The following is a 16,073-nucleotide window of genomic DNA, read 5'->3' as shown; positions in this document are numbered from 1 at the left end:
TCACCGCATTTCGCGAAGGAGTGACACCATGAAAAATTCAGACAGTAAAACCGAGTGGAACTGCGGTGCGGATCTGGTGGTCGCACAGCTTGAAGCGCAGGGCGTCAAACACGTCTTCGGCATTCCCGGCGCCAAAATCGACCGCGTTTTCGATTCCCTGCTCGACTCCAACATCACGTTGATCCCGGTGCGGCACGAAGCCAACGCCGCCTTTATGGCCGGTGCCGTTGGCCGCCTGACCGGTAAAGCAGGCGTCGCGCTGGTCACCTCCGGCCCCGGCTGTTCGAACCTGATCACCGGCGTCGCAACCGCAACTTCTGAAGGCGATCCGCTGGTGGCGCTTGGCGGCGCGGTTAAACGCGCTGATCATGTGAAACAGGTTCACCAGACCATGGACACCGTGGCGATGTTCCGCCCGGTCACCAAGTATTCCGCCGAAGTCACCGCCCCTTCCGCGCTGGCTGAAGTGCTGGCGAACGGCTTTCGCGCCGCCGAGTTTGGTCGCCCCGGCGCGGCTTTCATCAGCCTGCCAATGGACATCGTCAACGAACCGGCCAGCGGCAAACTCCTGACCTCGCAGGCACCGGTACTGGGCAGCGCGCCGCACGATGCAATCATGCAGGTCTCACGCCTTTTGCGGCAGGCCAAAAATCCGGTGCTGTTGCTCGGCCTGATGGCCAGCCAGCCGCGTAACGCCGAAGCCATCCGCCGGTTACTGCATAAAAGCGATCTGCCGGTCACCAGCACCTATCAGGCAGCCGGGGTTATTGACCAGGCGTCATTCCATCGTTTCGCAGGCCGCGTCGGTTTGTTCAACAATCAGGCCGGTGACCGGCTGCTGCGCAACGCCGATCTGGTGATCACCATCGGTTACAGCCCGGTCGAGTACGAACCGGCGCAGTGGAGCAACGACAACGCCGAGCTGGTGCACATCGACGTGGTGCCTGCCGAGACCGACAGCGACTACCTGCCGGACGTCGAGCTGGTGGGCGACATCGCCGACACGCTGGATTTGCTGACCGAACAGATTCATCATCGCATCGATCTCAGCCCGGCCTCGATCGATATTCTGGAAGACCGCCGCCAGCAGCGCGCACTATTGGACCAGAAAGGCCGCAGCCTGAACCAGTTTGCGATACACCCGTTACGTTTGGTTCGCGCGATGCAGGACATCGTCAACAGCGACGTCACGTTGTGCGTCGATATGGGCAGTTTCCACATCTGGATCGCCCGCTACCTTTACAGCTTCCGCGCACGACAGGTTCTGATTTCCAACGGCCAGCAGACCATGGGCGTCGCCCTGCCGTGGGCGATTGGCGCAGCGCTGGTCGATCCCGGCCGCAAAGTGGTGTCAGTTTCCGGCGACGGCGGCTTTATGCAATCGAGCATGGAACTGGAAACCGCCGTCCGCCTCGGCGTAAACTTGCTGCACATCATCTGGGTCGATGAGGCCTACAACATGGTGGCGATTCAGGAACAGAAAAAATACCAGCGCACCTCCGGCATCCAGTTCGGCCCGATAGATTTCAAAGCCTACGCCGACGCCTTCGGCGCGAAAGGTTTTGCCGTCACCTCCGCCGACACGCTGGAAAGCACCCTGCGCGCCGCCATGGACGTACAAGGCCCCGCCGTCGTCGCCGTGCCGGTGGACTACAGTGATAATGCACTGCTGATGGGACAGTTGAATTTGGGGGAGATGTTTTAGGGGGAATAAACCGTAGAAATGTCAGCCGCAGTGAAAACAGACAGATCGTAAAGACGCCGTAAAATCATCCCTGATGGCTCGAACCGCGCCATCCATGGCGCGGACGCTTTACTCTTCTGCCTGTTTTTACCATCGGAGATTGGATCATCGAAACTTTATAGTCACTTGAAGCGATCTAATTAGAGCGTTTGTTTATTGGTAGCAATCATGATTTTTAATTCTTTAATCGTCAGCGTCCGGTCTTTTTTACGATGAATGACTCCGTGACAGTTAGCACATACGGGAACGAGATCGGTTTTAGGATCAACATTCTTCGAACCGCCAAACTCAGATACCGGTACAACGTGATGAATATGGATAAAGTCTTTCGCATATTCACCGTAGAAATCACCAAAATTAAAACCGCAGGCAAAACAGGTGGTCCCATGCAGACTTTTGGCCAGTTTTTTTAGCTTCTGATCTCTTTCATATATCGTGACAAACTTAGAGGTTTTCTTCCCTTCCTCATAAGAGACCAAGGATTCTTCGTCATCTTCCTTTTCAATATGAACATCTTCATTTTTGATATCACTAATGATCAGAAATGGTTCTGATATTGCCGCAGCCACGGCGATATCTGCGAATACCTCTTTTGAAATAGGACGAACGCTCGGCCGCCAATAGTTTGATTTTTGCTGTTCCGGGATATTTTCATAATATCCATCATCCTTCTTGGCGATGACAGCATGCTCGAACTTTTGGAAATCGGTCAAAGTGGCATAGAGATGACCATCTTGATCCGGTATAATTTCTTTAATTCGCCCAATACCAAAGTAATGTGGCGAATCGGATAAACGCTGTGCAGAATATTGCCGATTCTCAGACTTTAACTTTCCTTTGTAGTACACAAAGCGCATTCCTGGCTTGATATGTCTTCTGTACATTTTGGGAAAATGATATCGAACCCCAGTTTCATCATCCCACTTCGAAACATCATTCTCCGCAAGAACAACGCACATCTCTTCTTCCATCATCTATCGATACCCGTTACTTGAATCAATAGGTTGGAAGTATATGACGATCGTGGGTTCACACAACTAATGCATTTAGAGTTTGGATGATTAGATCACACTGGCTGTAAAATTAACCCATAAGATGATGAACTTATAGAGGGATGTTGGGTTTATCGTCATAGTGATTTTTGCGAGCATTTACGCAACTCGCCCCCAAGATTTCGTCCGGGATAGGCTAGCCTCTGCCTTGGTGATTTCATCTCATTTACATGCATTTCCAAGACATCTCGCAAGAATTAAAACAGCCTAAAAAACTGCTTACAGTGCTCATTTTCCCAGTAGTAGACTCTCCTCGCTGCGGCAAAATCCGTGGTCAGAATTAGCGTTCTGTCATTTTCTGGTACCTACAACCCTATGAAGAATTGGGAAATGTGGTACGGTCTGTTCTCACCCCAATTATGGTGGCTCAGACAGTGGCTTCTCACGAAGCACCGGATCCAGAAAACCGGTAACGCTAACGCTGTTTGAGCTACCACCCCGAGGTTAGCGTCTCCAGTGGTAGCAAACTCACTATTTTCTGGAGTACTCAAAATGCCAACCCTCTACGACAATACCCCGCTGGAACTGGAAGAGATCGTCGATCACTGCCGTGCGCTATCTTATGCGATTGTGACGCTGGAGAATCCACAGGCGAAAGACCTGCTGAGCTACATTCTGTGTGAACGGCTGGAAGTGCTAAATAAGGCGCTGGAACTGCCGATTGACGATGATGATGGCATTGCGGTTTGCATGGAGCAGGAACAAGCGCTTGCGCATTAAGGCAAGATAACCAGTTATGAAAAGCCAGTGCGTATGCGCTGGCTTTATGACAATCTCAACATCGTAATAGCATCCATTCATTTCCCCTAGTGTTGACCCTTCAAACTATAAATTGGATCACGCATACAGCTGCGCCGATTTTGCGAGATACCTTCCACTTCCCGCAACAAAACACTGTAAATAAATACAGGTTATTTCTTTGATGCATCAACAGGGATAGAGTCACTTCGCAGCGGCAACATCCCTGCCGGAAATGGGATTTCAACTCACTGACAATGGAATGAACATCATGACTGATACCGACAACGCCGCCTTTACCGCCAACTCCATCACCGTGTTCCGCTCGCTCATAGCCGAGATGGATTTGGGTAGCTTCGCCGAAGCGCAGCTTTACGATCTCGGTGCGCTTGCCACTGAATCCGCCGAAGGACTATGTCAGGGATTGCTCTGCCTGAGCGAAGGGCTGGAGAACTGCGAGATGCTGCCGCCGGAAGGCATTGCGCAGGTTAGCGGGTATCTGAAGGCCTCCGCCCACCTCATCCCCGCGCTGTTTGAATTGTGTGAGAAGGCCAATAATGGTCTGGCAAAAACAAAGAAGATTACAGCTTACCCAATGTATTAATGCGCCAGGCAAGATCTTGCATAAGATGGCGCGCCGCCAGGCTGTAAAAGGCGTGAATAAAAACCAAAATTGTCGAATGGGGACAAGAGTAAGAATCACCGAATTCCAGACATAAAAAAAGACACCTCAAAGGGTGTCTTTTTTTACATACTAATGGTGCGAAGGCCGGACTCGAATTTTTCACTCAACAGACTGATATCAATGTAGTTTACAAAAAGACACAAATAGTTATACCCGCACTTGTACCCACAAGTTAAAATCCGTACAAAAAACAGACATCAATAGTGGGTATAAAGCCATGCTAGTGGAACACCAATATGGCTATCAAAGAAAGATTCAAGCAGGAAGGAAAGTTTTCTTCAGAGGCACCAAAAGTTTGGTCTCAATATCGACTTGCTCGTAGTTCTCAATAAGCGCACGGACGAGATCGTCAAGCGTCCAGAGCGTCAGAGGTATCGTCGAACGGTCGGCTTCATAGCGAGCATCTTTCGTAAAGCCTCCCGTACTGACATAAAGCCCGCGATCGTCTTTATGGCGACCGCCGATAAAGCTGCGAATCTGCTGGCTCCCCATTTGCTCCCTACGATGTTTTACCTCAACGATAATTCGTGGATTTTCAAAACCGAATCCATCAGGTGAAGCAATGATGTCTTTACCCCGATCGGCACCCGCAGGTGAAACCTGCGTTTTATAGCCCATACTGCGTAAAACTCCGGCAACCAGATTTTGCATCTCATCCCAATCAAGAGAGTTGATGCGATCTTTGATACCCTCAAACGCCAGCATTTCCATATCGCGAAGCGGATCAGAAACGACCTCATCTTCATCTATCACAATTGGATTCTGAGTAATAACATCTGCAGTGGGTTTCTTATCCTGCAAAAGCTCCTCTAACGCATATTCTGGAAGCTGGAAAACCGTCAACGTGGAACCCAATGTGTTTTTGGTAGCAACAGACAATCGATCGCGATCGATTTCTTGAGTATTCCATTTAACCTGCCGAGCGATCCCCATCCCCTCTTCCACCCATTCAGGATGATATTGGAAGTCTGATGTAACTTTGCCTAGCAGATAAGTACGGTTGGCTGGAGAATAGGTAATAACCCAATCACCCTTTTGGATTTCGTTCACAAAACGCCAGACCTGCGATGCTCCAGAACGGGCTGTTCCTAGCTTCGTTAAGGGGTCTGCTTCCTGGTATAAAGCGAGCAACTGGGATCGGGACAGACCGGGTTTGACCAAAGGAGCCAGCTGAGGCCAACCGATTCCCACAATTTGTTTATCGCGGAAATCGTCATAGAGTTTGCCGCCGTCACCGCGAATCATCCACATTCTGTTGCCCATACCCGTCCCTTCATGAGGAAAAGAAATTAAGCTGGATCATAAGCTTGTTCGCCGTATGCGTCAAAACCATCAATAACGACGGACCAGCATTCCCGGATTGTGTTTGCGATGATGTGCCCAGTTAAAATTGCAGCTTCAATTTGCATGATATTTCGTCCATATAAGCAAAAGCACCGGCCCGCATCAGCTGGTGCTTTTGTAATAAGTAAATAAATATGTCTGGAATATGAATCAGGGAGGCTATTCCCAATATTCAAGGTGTTGCGTTAATACGATTTCTTTTCAATAAACCAGTTGCCTGTCGCGCCCGCAGAATATCGACAGCCCGCAGGTATGGGGACTGTTCTTGCCAGTTGAATCCCCTGCGATCAATACGAACCAGTTCGTACTTATCCACCAGAAAGTTAACGGCATCAGCCAGTGTAATACCAGCAGTGATATGTTCCTGAATAACAGTTTCATCACAGAATGGTGTGTCGTTCAGTGTCAGGCCATAGTGCTGTTCCAGCAGGCGTGTCAGTAACATTTGCCAGACAGACACGGGCGACAGACATAGCTTCGCCGCCTGCGGAGTCGTTGCAGGTAGAGTTTTCATGTTTGCTCTCGTGAAATTAGTTAGCGTTGAGTGGGATAAACGGCGATGTATATGTAGCCGCAACTGCCAAGGGTATCGGCTTCACAGGTAAAGCCGTTGTGGTACAGGGTGACGCAGTGGGCGTGGCGAGGATTCATTTCACCAGTGGTCAGCATCGACTCCAACTGGCTGATAAAATGTGGAAATGCTACATTCAGCTTGAGACACTCGGGGTCACTGAACTTACCGGTAATACTGGCCCGGTCAGCCAGATAGTGCAGCCGATTGCCCTCCTGCACCAGACGGGCTCCCAGGCGCGGCGTGATATCCCGCTGCAGGCCCCATGTGTCGTTACTTCTCATCAGGCTTCTCCTTTATCGTCAGTTCAGGGTGATACTCATCAGACAGGCATAAGGTCCGTTGCGGTCCTGGCGGCGTTCGGCGTATACCGCCAGCACTCCGGGAATGTCAGGAACTACCTTACCGGTGTAATGACAGACACTGCCGTGCCACTGGTATCTGCCGGTGCAGTATCGAAAAATGCGGGAGGCCGGATACTGACGGTATATCGTCATTGCCCGGCGTTTACTGATAATTTTCATGTCATACCTCACAGCAGACCGTGTTCAGCGAACGAATAGATTTGCTTGCCACCGACAATCAGATGGTCAGGCACACGGATATCAATGAGCTGAAGCGCCTGCACCAGACGCTGGGTTATGGTCTTATCTGCTGGGCTGGGCGTGGTGTTGCCGGAGGGGTGGTTATGCGCCAGAATCACTGCTGCTGCATTGAAATACAGAGCGCGTTTGACCACCTCCCGGGGATGTACCTCGGTGCTGTTGATGGACCCGGCGAACAGAGTTTCATGGGCAATCAACTGATTTTGCTGGTTCAGATACAGCACCATGAACTCTTCGCGTTCCAGTCCCGCCATTTTCAGTGTCAGCCAGTCACGGGCAACCTGGGTAGACGTGAATGCCACGCCTGTTTCTCGCAAGTGTCGGTCAAGCAGCGTTAAGGCGCGTTTTACCGTGCGTTGTGCGGTTAGTGGAAGTACCGGAGCCAGTGGGATAAGTGACTGTTCCATCATGAGTATCCTTAATCAATAATGCGCAAAATGGCGCTGGATTCAGGGTGCTGCAGGGCGTAATCCCGCAGGCGGTAATAGTGCTCCGTCATGGCATCGCATTCGGTGCGACAGGCGTGATGGCTGTATTCGATCAGGCAGACAGCAACGCCTGCGGCTTCCGCGCTCATTTCCGCACCATTGCCGTTCATGCCATTGAAAAGATGCCATTTATCGTCACCGTCAGCATCAGGAGCCATAAACGCTCCGCCATTGCTGAGCGTGTAAAAGGACCAGATACCACCGCTGTACTCATCACAGAAGCGATCCATCCAGGCGAAAATACGGGGTTCCAGTGTTATCCACTGCGGGATTGCGCCAAAGTACAGCGGCCAGAAATCGAGACGCTGTTCGTCAGGTACTGTTGTTGCGGTAAGGTCAAATTGAGGTTCATTAGCGGACATCAATTCGCATTGCGTTTGTGTCGTCATGGATATTCTCCGTCAATAAAAACGCCAGCGACGATGGCTGGCGTATGGGGGATAAACGATATGCAGGGATGATGAATAGCTATGGTTAGTCGGAGGAGGATGCCCTGAGGACTTAACTGTCGGATATAACAGTTAAGTCCTTCACCGGCATCAGGTTCGAAGCTCCACGCCCGCCAGACCATTCGACCTTCAGAGTCACGAACCACCAGGCGGAAGTGACTGGGCCGGACATCTTCAATGGCGATGTTTTGATACCGGCTGGTAATAGCGTCGGCCTGCTGTCGGGTAAAAGGTCCTGACGGCAGTAATTGACGTTCAGACATTCTGATAATATTTAAAGACAAAGCCCCTGACGCATGTGCGTCAGGGGCTTTAAGAGAGTGTAGTTGTGCGGATTCAGTCAGAAACCCGTCTGCACCTTATACAGGCGCAGAGTTTTGCTGCCCCTGACAATCTTCACATACAGGGCATTATCTTTTGTGCCACGCACAAACCCGGCCTTTACATCCCCTTTGCAGTCGCCGCCGTCATAAGGGATGTTAAGTCCGGTGTTAAATACCAGGTCAATAACCCCGAAGCTTCGATCTTCACAGGCTGGACCGGGCAGATCCTGAATCAGGGCAAACTTACGGTCATCACTGACATCGGCCAATGAGCAGACGGTAGTGTTGATGTCGTTTCCCTGGCACCAGTATTCCTGACCGGGATTGTCTTTATCCATCAGGCTTACTGGAAGCTGTGCGGCACCGGTACTGAAGGTGGTTAGTGATAGAATGAGAGCGGGTATGGCTGAGGTGATAATTCTTAACATGGCATTCTTCCTGAATTAATGGGTGTTCTATACACCCGATAGATTGCCAGGCATCTGTTGTGATTTAAAACGCCTGTAACCAGATTCTCAGCAGTTACCGGTACGGCGGCACAGTTCAGCCATGCTTTGCTTTGCCACCCACTGCTGCAGTTCGCGGTCTTTTTGAGAACGCTTAGCCGCCAGCGCGGCCTGTTGTTTTGGATTGACGCAATTATCAGGCACGACCAGCAGGGCTTTCGGTACGTAGGTAGACCGGGCATGATTCAACGCTTCTGTCGGATTATCTGTTCCACCCGATCTCTGTTGCGCCTCGTCCAGCAGCGAGGCTTGGGTATCAATCAGAGTGAACCCACACGCCTTACCCTCACCCTTATAAACAGAGGTCAAATCAGAGGAAGAGCCACTGGCCGTTTTGAGTGCAAGTTTGCGTACCGTTTTGGTGTTTTTGTCCGCGAGAAAATAACCTCCGTTGTATCCCATCCGCAGCAGAAACTGCCGGGTCCAGGGGTAATTATCAATGACTCTGGCACCGTAGAGCGCATTGCTGAGGGTGTTATTGTCCAGACCATCGGCTGATTTCCAGCCGTCAGCTTGCATGTATTGCCAGGCCTTAACAGTCCCTACGACATTTTCAGCGGCTACTGGCAAAATGGTACCCGCGCACAGACTGAGCGCCAGCGCCGTGGTAGTAAGTAATTTCATATCTGTTCCTTTTGGGGTGAAAACCCGTCGTCACTGACAACGAGCAGTGAGTGGAAGGTTTGAAAGTGAGGTAATACCCGAAGAAAATCGGGATGTGACAGCAAGTTACGCACCCGTGCATCCGGCACGAACAGTGCCGGGTGGAAGGTTACCGTGTGAATATCGCCCAGCGGGAAAACCGTGATATGCCCCCCGAGCTCACCGGTCAGATACCAGCAGCCGTCGCTGCACACCAGGCGGTAAGGAGCCAGGCCGGTGCAGCGACTACCCTCTGCCAGCAGCGTCACCCGACGGTGTTCAGTGATAGCGCGAACCAGTCGCGTAAACACTTCAGGCCGTGCCAGTGCCCGGGAGGTAGCGCTGTGCCAGATAAGGCAGGGAGATTCGCTGGCACTCAGGAGAGAGGTAACCATCTGGTTGTCGATATCCGGAAAGAGCGCCTCCACGCCAGAGTGACGGACGAAGGTCTGCACCGCCAGTTCCCGCTGGCGACTACCGGATAGCAGGCTGCACTGTCCGTCCCGGAACTCCAGGTCGAGATAGGTCAGCCGCTCACGAAAATCCCGACGCAGCGTGCGTACTGACACGCCGAACTCGGCAGCCAGCTTCTGCATGATCAGCGTTTCCCCCGCCACAAGGCGGCTGATAATCAGCGACAAGCGGACCGCAAGGCGCTCATGGCGGCGCTCAGTCTGAGACATGAGAGGCATTCTGCATCCTGTTAATGGACTGAAAATTAAGTGATTAGTGTAACGAGAGGGCCGGACAGGATATGGACAGCAGAAGCTGTATTTTTTTAGCAGGCCGAATACAATCAGAATGCGGCTTCGTGTCCAGTCAGAGGAAAAGTTGCCTGTAAATTGAGCAGTGAACGGACAGGTGATGTCCGCATTAATCCGGAGCTAGTATTTGTTTGTCTGAAACCCGCTGAGCATCGTTTCTGCCATCACCCACAGCGCACGGTTAAGCTTCACGTCGCCATCGATACCTCGTACTGCACGGGTATGAGTTCGCCCGCCTTTTGCACTACGTCCGCTAAGCCCACCTTTAATCAGGTTCTCCTGAATACGCTGGTATGTGGTCCACAGGTCATTGCTCTCATCCTGCCAGCGCCGAGGTGAAAGCACCTGAGGTGCTGTCACCGGCCGGTGGTCCTCACCGAAACGGTACGTTAGTGCAGCCTGTGCCAGAGCCTGTTGTGCAGGTGGTGGCAACATCAGCGACTGCATGGCATCCCGCTTTTCTTCCACACGGTCAAAAATCCCCAGCACCTCATACGCCCCTTCAATCACCTGACTCACCACATCTCCTTTGTGCGGCACCCGCACCTCGCCAAAAGACTCACCGCAGACGAGCCCGTTCTGGCATACCGCCCTGAATAACCCCGGCAACATCTGATACGAACTAGTGCCGTCATGGGAGTTGAGTAGGATTATTTCCGGAACCTGTTTACCGGTAATTTGCCCCTCACGGCGCAGGCGCAACATGTGCTTTGTATGCTCGCGACGCTCCGGGTCACGCACTCGGGTCTGACAGGCAAAGAACGGCTGAAAACCTTCGCGTTGCAGGCTGTCCAGCAGGGAAATTGTGGGAATGTAGGTATACCGTTCGCTACGCGACGCGTGTTTGTCCTCGCTGAATACACTGGGCACTACCCGAAATAACTCTTCACGGGTTAACGGACGGTCACGACGGATAACATTTGCTGCGCCAAAGCGCGAAGCCAGACGGGTCATAAGCAGACTCCTTATTGATTCAGAAAACCGATAAAAGAAAGCCCTGTCGCACAGTGGACAGGGCTCTAGAAATACTGGAACAGAAAGGGTTAAGCTCTCAGAAGAAGAAATCCCAAACGGCGCGAACCGTGCTCACCACCATATCCCGCACACTGCGAATGAGCGATTTCACTGGCTCCGGCACAAAAGGCAGCGAAGCAACAGCATCAACAACCTCACCTGCAGCTTCACCAAAACGGTCCCGGGCTTGCGATTTTACGGGCTCGCTCCGTAATGTTTCATGCAGCTGTGCATTGAGCGGACTGCTGGCACGGGCTGGCAGGCTGCGCATCATCGTTTCCACCAGTGACCCGAGCCCCCATCCCGTTCGTGCTGACACCGCGCACATCGGATTTGATGGTGTAAACAACTGTCGGATATCACTGAGCTTGCGGCTGAGATTGATTTTCTGGAGGGATGACGGAGAGCCGCAGGTGGCATCCCACTGATGGCAGGGCTCCAGTTTGTCTACCTGGTTCACCACAAACATCACTTTGTGCCGGTGAGTACCAATCACTTCACGATAAAAACGTTCATCCACCGACAACGCTCGGTCATCGGCTTTAATCACCCATAGCACGAGGTCCAGCTGTGGTAACTGACGCCGGTACAGCGCCCGATATTCCCGGTCACGGCGTTCACTTTCACCGACACCCGGCAGGTCCACCAGCACCATGCTGTGACGCCCGATACGTAACCGACAGCGCAGTGGCTCGCGGGTACAGGCTGATACATCACTAACCGGAGACACTTCTCCGGCAAACAAGGCATTGCACAGGCTGGATTTACCAGCCCCGGTTTTGCCCATAATCCCAATCACTGGTTCGTAGTGAATCAGCTTATTAAGGTAGTTCAAAATATAGCTGCGGACAGCTTCTGGCAGTAACTCCAGTGGTTTCTCCAGAGCCTGGAGGTCTTCAGATTTTTGCATCGCATTTTCTCAGACAGAAAAAGAAAATCCCCATTCCAGTGAAGGAATGGGGGTGGTCCGCATGTATAATATCTGTCTGAAATTATTTGGATTATTGCTTCCATACATCGTAAGGAAAATTCACTGTAAAATCTCCTTCTTGTCTGACTGCATAGTTTGAGTGTTCTTTGCGTATTGCAGCCATAAACAGATACCCGTCAGCAATTTTTTTTAGCGGAGCCCATGCGAGGTGCAAACGATTTTTGTTTTTAAGATTTCTCTTCATGTAATCGTTAATGCCGCAATAAAAGAAATCTTCCTCTCTGACAAAGCACAGCGAATTAATATCAAAGTAATAGTCATCGACAATTAACGACCTGAAGTTAATTATAACTGATGTGTACATCCCTTCTTTCAGGTAATCAGGGTACAGAACACAAGCATAATAACCATTATCACAGGGCCTGTATATGTCGAGCATTTTGTTTACTTTAGCGTGGAATTGTTCTCTCAGATCAGACCATCGCTCTCTGTCAGGCAATGAAAACTGAATGGCATCGTTGCTTATAACAACATAAGAAATATTTTTTATGCTTTGATTAAAGTGTCTAAAGAAAATCTCATCTTTAGCTAGCTTAGCTTCTACTTCCTTAAGTTCAAATGCAAACAGGTTTAATAACTTGGATTCCATTTCATTTTTTAAATTGTTTTGAAACACCAAATAATCGAGAGCAGGTGATATTGAATTAAGCAAATCAGAAATTACTTTCGACCTTGATACTCCATAGCTTTTTGCATATCTATCAATTGTATTAATTGTCACTTCTTTATCTGAATTAAATGTTATTCTCATAATGACTATCCGTTATGCAAATTCTAAAATATGCATAACAATAGCATGATAACCTCATTTTATCGCGATAAAAGTCACATTTTCTCGTAAAATGGAGATGGTATAACCTTGTTCACCACCCCCCTAAGCCGACAGAAGAAGTATCTGATGAATTATTTTTACGTCATTACTGATTGCTATATCGATACAGAAATCATGATAAACACCTCTCGATATCTACCTAAAATTATCAATCCCAGGCATCCAGGATTTCGATAAAAAGCTCGTTATCGGGCGTAAGTACGTTGGCTGTTTGAGAGGGGGGCTTTGTCCGTAATTTGATAATTAAGGTTAATTGGTATTATAGGGAAGTAGATCTCAGCATATAACAACTATCCCACCAGGGGATGGCACATTACTGATAGTAATAAACAGGCCTGCCAGGCAGGTAACACTTCTGGTTGCATTACAAAAAAACAGTTCCTGCTGTTCCTTTGAGCTCACCCAAAGGAATAAAACAATGCAAAGACATTACCCACACTTTAAAAAATTCACTCCGAATGATTTTCTGCTGAATATGATCAATCACCATCTTAATCAGATCCTGGCATGTCACTCCAAAATACTGGCGTTCCGAATGGATTTTGATTATCAGCGAGGTACCAACCGATTCATTCGTAATTCTTCATTTGAGATACAGGATGACCTCCGGGAGTTAACCCTGGCTGTAATGCAAATGCCTCAATTCTGTGGCTGCTTCTGGGTACTGGAATGGACAAAGACAAATGCTATCCATGCTCATGCCATTTTTTATCTTAAAGGACAGAAGCATCAGAAGTCATTTCCGTTTATTCAACAGACTGGTGAATTGTGGCTGAAGATAACGAACGGCGAAGGGAAATACGAACGTTGCAAACCGAAGGACTACTACCAGGACGATATCAATAACGTCGTTGGTTATGACAACGACGAAGGCGTTAATAGCCTGAGACGTATTGCCAGCTATCTGACGAAAGAATCCCAGAAGAACGGAAATCTGATTTGGGGATGTAATGAGGTTCCTGAACCAGCCAGACAAGGCCGCCCCAGAAAGGGCAAATAATATAACGACTTTTTTACAGCACCACCGGTTGCTATGCCGGAGAGGGCAGCAGTAATTCTTAACCCATCTCCGGTTCCCACTTAGCTACCGGAGAATTCAATCATGACCATTAAACCTACCCTGCTCGAAGACCAGTTTATCAATATGGCTTTTATCACCCAACTCACCGGGTTAACGGATAAGTGGTTTTACAAACTCATCAAAGATGGTGAGTTTCCAAAGCCCACCAAATTTGGACGCAGTTCCCGCTGGCGGAAAAGTGAAGTGGAAGCCTGGCTTCAGGTCCGTATCGAAGAATCCCATAAGCAGCAGTAAGCCTTACTTCACCAAATAACATTCATCCAGACCGTGCTTGCACTATCCGCTCTCTGCGGAGGCTTACGGCTGCATGAAATTTAATAATCAAGGAAAATTACCGATGAAAAACATCCCATTGCTTAACCATTACCAAACCTGGCTCAATGATTTTACTCGAATCAATTTGTTCCATGGTTTGTGTCAGCAGGAAATAGAGCACTGGCACAAGCTTGCGATTACATCGTGCCAGTCATCGGGTGGTATGACATCGGAAATTGTCGTCCCACAGTGTCTGTTACAGGTCACTCAAACATCCCAGGAGGAAGAGTGTGCTGTTATCCCCCGACTGAACAAACGTACTGACTATTCTCTGTTACCCGGTGTGCTGCTCAGTGAATGTTACCGCCTTGGAAAAAGCAGACTGGCGGAACAATTACAGATGTTATTCCGGCTGCATACGCAACCGGGATTTCGGCAGACGCTGACGCTGCTGTGCTGGTGTGAACTGATTACAGGCAAGGATCTGGATGAATGGTATACGCTGCACTTACCGCTTCCTGATACGCTGAAGCAATGGATGTCAGAAAAACAGAAATCATATCGAGGGCTGAAGACACTGACTGAAAATTATATTCGTGCCACCAGGCCAATGTGAGGTCTGGAAAATGCGAGTACAAAAATGTTATATCGCACAGCGCAGCACTGGCGAAATTGTGCCTGCCCGCCAAGTGAATGTGATCGAAGGTGAAGAGTGGTACTGCCATCATTGTCAGTGCCCATTGATATTCCACCTCCCCACCAGAACTTCGCCGCCCTGGTTTGAACATGATATCCCACGGGGACAACCGGAAGCCTTGTTACAGTGCCCCTGGCTGGTACAAACAAGTGGAAAACCTTCTGCCGTAGAGAAACTCCAGCAACTCGTGACACAACTGCCCTCGATTATTACGACCACGGGGTGGCAATGCACGATGTGTGGCCTGTCGTATGGTGGTGAGAAACGCTGCCCTCAATGCAGAAAAGGGATATATAGTCGGGAGATACGAATTTAGTGATACGTACCAGGCAATCATGGGATTGATTGGTACACCAGAAAGTTATTATATGGGGGCATATAACTTCGGAGTAAAAATCAATCACTTTCCATCATCCGGCCCCTGGTGCTGGTGGATTGGTCATTAGTAGCCCACGACGGGTTGGTAATATTAATTAACCAACTGATATATAAACAATATCATCTCAATACCACGCCATATACGGTCACGCATACACGACAGCCTTAATGGCTGGTATTACCACCCTTTAAATCCTTAATCCCTTTAACTGCCCATTGCGGGTAAGGCTTTGTCCTGCCCGTAATTCATTACCCAAGGAGAATTATATGTTTGACAATATCTGTCTCGATAGACGGCATGCACCATTCAACACAACTTACCTACAACGTATTCTACGCGTTATCAATAACGCGACTGCAGAGTACGCACGGACGATGGCAGTTCGGGTAGACCTGCGTCTTCCTGACAATGTGCTCATTAACCGACAGGGTCTGATATCTCATTTCATTGAATCCCTTGATGCAAAGATTACAGCGCGCTACAGAAGTAAGTTGAAGCAGGGTAAACGAACATATCCATGCCACCTGCGCGATGCCTGGGTTCGGGAAGTGGGTGAGATTAATCAGAAATCGCATTACCACATGGTGTTGTTCGTGAATAACGATACGTTCAATGGGCTGGGGAGTTACAAAGAAGATGGGACGGGCCTGGCGTCTCTGATACGAGAGGCCTGGTTAAGTGCTTTAAAGCTTAGTCACCGCCCAGAGCACTGGACGCTAGCCCGCTTTCCCGATAATCCGCTTTATTACCTGGATGTTAATTCAGCTTGTTACAGAGATATTTATGATCAACTGACGTTTCGGTTAAGTTATTTTGCGAAAGAACGCACTAAAGATTACAACAGGGAGGAACGGTCTTTTGGATGCAGCCAAAGTTAATAGGCTCGATATTACAACACGATAAACATTGGTTT

Annotated in this window: 22 protein-coding genes; 8 read left to right on the top strand and 14 right to left on the bottom strand. The window is 49.5% G+C overall.

Annotated features, from left to right (window positions below; translation table 11 throughout):
* The first annotated feature begins 28 nt into the window (after nucleotides 1-28).
* Entirely contained in the window at nucleotides 29-1,705 is a 1,677-nt protein-coding gene (gene alsS, locus GE278_02900; GenBank protein ID QLK59798.1) for an acetolactate synthase AlsS, read from the top strand.
* Nucleotides 1,706-1,884: 179 nt separating this feature from the next.
* On the opposite strand, the gene GE278_02895 is transcribed toward alsS, so the two are convergent.
* Nucleotides 1,885-2,703, bottom strand: a complete 819-nt coding sequence (locus tag GE278_02895) for a restriction endonuclease (protein QLK63165.1) — start codon at nucleotides 2,701-2,703, stop codon at nucleotides 1,885-1,887.
* Between the two features lie 585 nt (nucleotides 2,704-3,288).
* Here GE278_02895 and GE278_02890 point away from each other — a divergent pair.
* Together GE278_02890 and GE278_02885 are read left to right on the top strand one after the other, a co-directional pair.
* Nucleotides 3,289-3,516, top strand: a complete 228-nt coding sequence (locus tag GE278_02890; protein ID QLK59797.1) for a hypothetical protein — start codon at nucleotides 3,289-3,291, stop codon at nucleotides 3,514-3,516.
* 289 nt (nucleotides 3,517-3,805) lie between these two features.
* A complete protein-coding gene (locus GE278_02885) occupies nucleotides 3,806-4,138 on the top strand; it encodes a hypothetical protein (protein QLK59796.1) in 333 nt (110 codons plus the stop codon).
* Nucleotides 4,139-4,474: 336 nt separating this feature from the next.
* On the opposite strand, the gene GE278_02880 is transcribed toward GE278_02885, so the two are convergent.
* The 13 genes from GE278_02880 to GE278_02820 form a co-directional block, all read right to left on the bottom strand.
* Nucleotides 4,475-5,482 (bottom strand): restriction endonuclease, encoded by a 1,008-nt coding sequence (locus tag GE278_02880; protein ID QLK59795.1) that lies wholly within the window; start codon nucleotides 5,480-5,482, stop codon nucleotides 4,475-4,477.
* A 253-nt stretch (nucleotides 5,483-5,735) separates the two neighbouring features.
* Entirely contained in the window at nucleotides 5,736-6,077 is a 342-nt protein-coding gene (locus GE278_02875; GenBank protein ID QLK59794.1) for a toxin, read from the bottom strand.
* Nucleotides 6,078-6,097: 20 nt separating this feature from the next.
* Nucleotides 6,098-6,418, bottom strand: coding sequence for a type IV toxin-antitoxin system YeeU family antitoxin (locus GE278_02870; protein ID QLK59793.1), 321 nt, complete (start codon nucleotides 6,416-6,418; stop codon nucleotides 6,098-6,100).
* An 18-nt stretch (nucleotides 6,419-6,436) separates the two neighbouring features.
* Nucleotides 6,437-6,658 carry a DUF987 family protein gene (locus GE278_02865; protein QLK59792.1) on the bottom strand — a complete coding sequence of 74 codons (222 nt, stop codon included), beginning with the start codon at nucleotides 6,656-6,658 and terminating at the stop codon, nucleotides 6,437-6,439.
* An 8-nt stretch (nucleotides 6,659-6,666) separates the two neighbouring features.
* The gene (gene radC / locus GE278_02860; protein ID QLK59791.1) at nucleotides 6,667-7,149 is read right to left on the bottom strand and encodes a DNA repair protein RadC; all 483 of its coding nucleotides are present in this window, start codon (nucleotides 7,147-7,149) and stop codon (nucleotides 6,667-6,669) included.
* Nucleotides 7,150-7,157: 8 nt separating this feature from the next.
* Nucleotides 7,158-7,616 (bottom strand): antirestriction protein, encoded by a 459-nt coding sequence (locus tag GE278_02855; GenBank protein QLK59790.1) that lies wholly within the window; start codon nucleotides 7,614-7,616, stop codon nucleotides 7,158-7,160.
* The gene (locus GE278_02850; GenBank protein QLK59789.1) at nucleotides 7,613-7,939 is read right to left on the bottom strand and encodes a DUF905 domain-containing protein; all 327 of its coding nucleotides are present in this window, start codon (nucleotides 7,937-7,939) and stop codon (nucleotides 7,613-7,615) included. Before GE278_02850 ends, GE278_02855 begins: the two co-directional genes overlap by 4 nt.
* 77 nt (nucleotides 7,940-8,016) lie before the next feature.
* Entirely contained in the window at nucleotides 8,017-8,427 is a 411-nt protein-coding gene (locus tag GE278_02845; GenBank protein QLK59788.1) for a hypothetical protein, read from the bottom strand.
* Between the two features lie 87 nt (nucleotides 8,428-8,514).
* Complete coding sequence (locus GE278_02840; GenBank protein ID QLK59787.1) at nucleotides 8,515-9,129, bottom strand: hypothetical protein; 615 nt, start codon at nucleotides 9,127-9,129, stop codon at nucleotides 8,515-8,517.
* The gene (locus tag GE278_02835) at nucleotides 9,126-9,830 is read right to left on the bottom strand and encodes a WYL domain-containing protein (GenBank protein QLK63164.1); all 705 of its coding nucleotides are present in this window, start codon (nucleotides 9,828-9,830) and stop codon (nucleotides 9,126-9,128) included. Before GE278_02835 ends, GE278_02840 begins: the two co-directional genes overlap by 4 nt.
* 201 nt (nucleotides 9,831-10,031) lie before the next feature.
* Nucleotides 10,032-10,865 carry a DUF932 domain-containing protein gene (locus GE278_02830; protein ID QLK59786.1) on the bottom strand — a complete coding sequence of 278 codons (834 nt, stop codon included), beginning with the start codon at nucleotides 10,863-10,865 and terminating at the stop codon, nucleotides 10,032-10,034.
* A gap of 97 nt (nucleotides 10,866-10,962) precedes the next feature.
* Nucleotides 10,963-11,835, bottom strand: a complete 873-nt coding sequence (locus GE278_02825; protein ID QLK59785.1) for a hypothetical protein — start codon at nucleotides 11,833-11,835, stop codon at nucleotides 10,963-10,965.
* A 91-nt stretch (nucleotides 11,836-11,926) separates the two neighbouring features.
* A complete protein-coding gene (locus GE278_02820; GenBank protein QLK59784.1) occupies nucleotides 11,927-12,667 on the bottom strand; it encodes a hypothetical protein in 741 nt (246 codons plus the stop codon).
* A 499-nt stretch (nucleotides 12,668-13,166) separates the two neighbouring features.
* On the opposite strand from GE278_02820, the gene GE278_02815 reads away from it, so the two are divergent.
* From GE278_02815 to GE278_02795, 5 genes are all read left to right on the top strand, one after another.
* Nucleotides 13,167-13,748 (top strand): inovirus Gp2 family protein, encoded by a 582-nt coding sequence (locus tag GE278_02815; protein ID QLK59783.1) that lies wholly within the window; start codon nucleotides 13,167-13,169, stop codon nucleotides 13,746-13,748.
* Between the two features lie 102 nt (nucleotides 13,749-13,850).
* Complete coding sequence (locus GE278_02810; protein QLK59782.1) at nucleotides 13,851-14,063, top strand: AlpA family phage regulatory protein; 213 nt, start codon at nucleotides 13,851-13,853, stop codon at nucleotides 14,061-14,063.
* 103 nt (nucleotides 14,064-14,166) lie between these two features.
* The gene (locus tag GE278_02805; protein ID QLK63163.1) at nucleotides 14,167-14,700 is read left to right on the top strand and encodes a secretoglobin family protein; all 534 of its coding nucleotides are present in this window, start codon (nucleotides 14,167-14,169) and stop codon (nucleotides 14,698-14,700) included.
* Between the two features lie 10 nt (nucleotides 14,701-14,710).
* A complete protein-coding gene (locus tag GE278_02800) occupies nucleotides 14,711-15,097 on the top strand; it encodes a hypothetical protein (GenBank protein ID QLK59781.1) in 387 nt (128 codons plus the stop codon).
* A 329-nt stretch (nucleotides 15,098-15,426) separates the two neighbouring features.
* Nucleotides 15,427-16,038 carry an inovirus Gp2 family protein gene (locus GE278_02795; protein ID QLK59780.1) on the top strand — a complete coding sequence of 204 codons (612 nt, stop codon included), beginning with the start codon at nucleotides 15,427-15,429 and terminating at the stop codon, nucleotides 16,036-16,038.
* Nucleotides 16,039-16,073 lie beyond the last annotated feature (35 nt).

The organism is Enterobacteriaceae bacterium Kacie_13, assembly GCA_013457415.1.
Taxonomy (GTDB): domain Bacteria; phylum Pseudomonadota; class Gammaproteobacteria; order Enterobacterales; family Enterobacteriaceae; genus Rahnella.
This window is presented reverse-complemented; position numbering and strand designations above follow the sequence as displayed.

Coding starts and splice junctions, on each gene's coding strand:
- alsS (QLK59798.1), top strand. CDS start 29: ATGAAAAATTCAGACAGTAAAACCGAGTGGAACTGCGGTGCGGATCTG.
- GE278_02895 (QLK63165.1), bottom strand. CDS start 2,703: ATGTGCGTTGTTCTTGCGGAGAATGATGTTTCGAAGTGGGATGATGAA.
- GE278_02890 (QLK59797.1), top strand. CDS start 3,289: ATGCCAACCCTCTACGACAATACCCCGCTGGAACTGGAAGAGATCGTC.
- GE278_02885 (QLK59796.1), top strand. CDS start 3,806: ATGACTGATACCGACAACGCCGCCTTTACCGCCAACTCCATCACCGTG.
- GE278_02880 (QLK59795.1), bottom strand. CDS start 5,482: ATGGGCAACAGAATGTGGATGATTCGCGGTGACGGCGGCAAACTCTAT.
- GE278_02875 (QLK59794.1), bottom strand. CDS start 6,077: ATGAAAACTCTACCTGCAACGACTCCGCAGGCGGCGAAGCTATGTCTG.
- GE278_02870 (QLK59793.1), bottom strand. CDS start 6,418: ATGAGAAGTAACGACACATGGGGCCTGCAGCGGGATATCACGCCGCGC.
- GE278_02865 (QLK59792.1), bottom strand. CDS start 6,658: ATGAAAATTATCAGTAAACGCCGGGCAATGACGATATACCGTCAGTAT.
- radC (QLK59791.1), bottom strand. CDS start 7,149: ATGATGGAACAGTCACTTATCCCACTGGCTCCGGTACTTCCACTAACC.
- GE278_02855 (QLK59790.1), bottom strand. CDS start 7,616: ATGACGACACAAACGCAATGCGAATTGATGTCCGCTAATGAACCTCAA.
- GE278_02850 (QLK59789.1), bottom strand. CDS start 7,939: ATGTCTGAACGTCAATTACTGCCGTCAGGACCTTTTACCCGACAGCAG.
- GE278_02845 (QLK59788.1), bottom strand. CDS start 8,427: ATGTTAAGAATTATCACCTCAGCCATACCCGCTCTCATTCTATCACTA.
- GE278_02840 (QLK59787.1), bottom strand. CDS start 9,129: ATGAAATTACTTACTACCACGGCGCTGGCGCTCAGTCTGTGCGCGGGT.
- GE278_02835 (QLK63164.1), bottom strand. CDS start 9,830: ATGTCTCAGACTGAGCGCCGCCATGAGCGCCTTGCGGTCCGCTTGTCG.
- GE278_02830 (QLK59786.1), bottom strand. CDS start 10,865: ATGACCCGTCTGGCTTCGCGCTTTGGCGCAGCAAATGTTATCCGTCGT.
- GE278_02825 (QLK59785.1), bottom strand. CDS start 11,835: ATGCAAAAATCTGAAGACCTCCAGGCTCTGGAGAAACCACTGGAGTTA.
- GE278_02820 (QLK59784.1), bottom strand. CDS start 12,667: ATGAGAATAACATTTAATTCAGATAAAGAAGTGACAATTAATACAATT.
- GE278_02815 (QLK59783.1), top strand. CDS start 13,167: ATGCAAAGACATTACCCACACTTTAAAAAATTCACTCCGAATGATTTT.
- GE278_02810 (QLK59782.1), top strand. CDS start 13,851: ATGACCATTAAACCTACCCTGCTCGAAGACCAGTTTATCAATATGGCT.
- GE278_02805 (QLK63163.1), top strand. CDS start 14,167: ATGAAAAACATCCCATTGCTTAACCATTACCAAACCTGGCTCAATGAT.
- GE278_02800 (QLK59781.1), top strand. CDS start 14,711: ATGCGAGTACAAAAATGTTATATCGCACAGCGCAGCACTGGCGAAATT.
- GE278_02795 (QLK59780.1), top strand. CDS start 15,427: ATGTTTGACAATATCTGTCTCGATAGACGGCATGCACCATTCAACACA.